Consider the following 1682-nt stretch of genomic DNA (forward strand, 5'->3'; position numbering starts at 1 on the left):
GTTTACAAAGACATATTGCCCAACTATGGCCACTGCGTCATACTCTTTGACCTTGCTGCCATCGGGAAGTTCCCTTTTTCTGCGAATATAACAATCGGTTACATGCAGAAGAGTTTAAGAATGATCTGGAAGAGTTCAGGTCGTATTTCCCTGAGTACAAAGACTGTAAGCTGATAGGCATCCTTGCAAGTCTCTACGTTGAACCGACTGTACTCGTACATCTGGAAAAACAAGGCTTCCTGGCATTAGGCGTCGGGGATGAACTTATGGAGGTGAAGAGCTCCATAGGCTTCAAACCAAAAGAATGGTAGCCAAAAACAAAGAAATGGAAAATCTTGAAGAACACACTAAGACCATAAAACACAGGAAGGATAGACACGAAGGTACATTATGACGATGGATGACAAGAAACGAACAGAGTTGATGGATTACCTAAGGGCAAAGGCGCTGTGGGTCAGGCGGGAGACGCTGAAGATTCACGCAATATCTTCGGAGACGAGGGTGGCCTCGTCTATGTCGGACGTGGAGATATTTGTTGCGCTGTATTATGGCGGGGTCTTGAGGTTTGACCCCAAAAACATCACATGGTCTGACAGGGACAGACTGATCGTGAGCAAGGGACACGGGGCTATTTCGCTCTATCCCATATTTGCCGACACCGGGTACTTTGACATGGCGGAGCTGACGACAATAGGCAAGGCCGGCTCCTTCCTGGGGGGTATTCCGGACCCGATAATCCCGGGGCTTGAGACGGTCAACGGTTCCCTGGGGCACGGCCTGGGCGTGGCATGTGGCGTAGCCCTGGCGTTGAGAAAAAAAGCCCCCAACGCAAAGGTCTTCGTCCTGTTGGGCGACGGTGAACTCTATGAGGGTTCCGTGTGGGAGGCCATCATGTTTGCCGCACACCACAGGCTGGGCAATCTCAACCTGATCGTTGACAACAACAAGATTTGTATGCTCGATTACTGCAAGAACGTCCTTGACCTGGGCTGCATCGAAGACAAGTTCAGGGCCTTTGAATGGGACACCAGCACCGTCAATGACGGCCACGTCATCGAGGACGTCTACGATGCCCTCATGGCACTCAAGGCAGACACCGGAGACAGGCCCAACGTCCTGGTGGCAAACACCATCAAGGGCAAGGGTATCCCGCAACTGGAAAACGACTCCCTATGTCATATTAAGTCATTAAAGGTCCAGGAGATCAATAACCTGTTAGAGGTGATGCAATGAGCATGGTGGCACAGAGCATAGGACAATCAAAGACAATGAGGGACGCCTTCATAGAGCGTCTCTATGACAAGATGGTTCAGAATGAGGGCATCTTCTTCCTTGCAGCCGATTTCGGCTCCCCTGCCCTGGACAGGGTGAGGGCCGACTTCCCCAATAGATTCATAAACGTCGGGATCGCCGAACAGAACCTCATAAACATAGCAACCGGCCTGGCGCTTGAGGGATGTACCGTCTACGCCTACGCTATAGCGCCGTTTCTGACCATGCGCGCCTACGAACAGATACGGGTCAACCTGTCGCTGTTTTCGGAGCTGAAACACCTCAACGTCAACCTCATAGGTGTCGGCGCCGGATTGAGCTACGACGTCTCCGGCCCCACGCACCACTGTGTTGAGGACATCGCCATAATGCGCCTCCTGCCAAACTTCCACGTCCTCTCACCAAGTGAC

General features: G+C 51.9%; 1 protein-coding gene and 1 pseudogene. Both read left to right on the plus strand.

Annotated elements, in window-relative coordinates; all coding sequences use genetic code 11:
• The first annotated feature begins 396 nt into the window (after positions 1 to 396).
• Positions 397 to 1233: a transketolase gene (locus tag HWQ67_RS17845; protein ID WP_218254045.1), complete on the plus strand. Its 837-nt coding sequence runs from the start codon at positions 397 to 399 to the stop codon at positions 1231 to 1233.
• Positions 1230 to 1682, plus strand: a pseudogene (locus HWQ67_RS17850) (transketolase family protein); the annotation flags it as partial. The gene HWQ67_RS17845 and the pseudogene HWQ67_RS17850, both read left to right, overlap by 4 nt.

Origin of the sequence: Candidatus Magnetobacterium casense (assembly GCF_019173545.1) — a bacterium.
In the GTDB taxonomy this organism is placed as follows: Bacteria; Nitrospirota; Thermodesulfovibrionia; order Thermodesulfovibrionales; family Magnetobacteriaceae; genus Magnetobacterium; species Magnetobacterium cryptolimnobacter.

What these genes read in the sequence shown, in the direction of transcription:
- HWQ67_RS17845 (WP_218254045.1), top strand. Translation starts at nt 397, where the DNA reads ATGGATGACAAGAAACGAACAGAGTTGATGGATTACCTAAGGGCAAAG.